Below are 567 nucleotides of genomic sequence, written 5' to 3'. Positions count from 1 at the left end.
CCTTGGCTTCAGGGGGTTAGTGCAACGCCTGGTTGAGGGGTGGTGGTTGCGTTGGCTCGTCCGGGGTTCTCGGGGCAGGTTCGGGAGGCGTTCTGGGAGGGGATCCGGGACGGCTGCAGCGTGGAGGTCGCGGGTGCCGCGGTCCGCGTGTCGCGGAAGACCGCGTATCGCTGGTTCAGCGACGCTGGCGGCGTGAAGCCGAAGCGGCAGCAGCAGCGCCCGGACGGCCGACGGTGCGCGTACGCGCGGCTGTCGGCGCTCGAGCGGGACGAGATCATGGTCGGGATCGCGGCCGGTGAGACGCAGGCGTCGATCGCGGCTCGGCTGGGCCGCAATCCGGGGACGATCTCGCGGGAGATCGCCCGGAACTCGGCCGCCGGCGGCCGCTACCGCGCCTCCTCCGCGGATTGGCGGGCGCGGGAGCGGAAGCACCGGCCCAAGCGGGGCAAGCTCGCCCGCAGCGCCCGGTTGCGGGAGGCTGTCCAGGCGGGGGGGTGTCAGATGGTCTGTGTAAGCGGGTGGGTCGCCGTTCGAAGGAGAACAGACTGTGACCATGACGAAGCCGAA

1 protein-coding gene is annotated in these 567 nt (G+C 71.6%); it reads left to right on the top strand.

Annotated features, from left to right (window positions below):
* Nucleotides 1-120 precede the first annotated feature (120 nt).
* Nucleotides 121-567: helix-turn-helix domain-containing protein (locus tag ACLQ21_RS15705; RefSeq protein WP_425664909.1), on the top strand; the 447-nt coding region annotated here is incomplete at its 3' end.

Origin of the sequence: Agrococcus sp. DT81.2 (assembly GCF_049844935.1) — a bacterium.
In the GTDB taxonomy this organism is placed as follows: domain Bacteria; phylum Actinomycetota; class Actinomycetes; order Actinomycetales; family Microbacteriaceae; genus Agrococcus.
The sequence above is the reverse complement of the archived record's forward strand: the minus strand, read 5'-3'. Positions and strand labels throughout refer to the sequence as shown.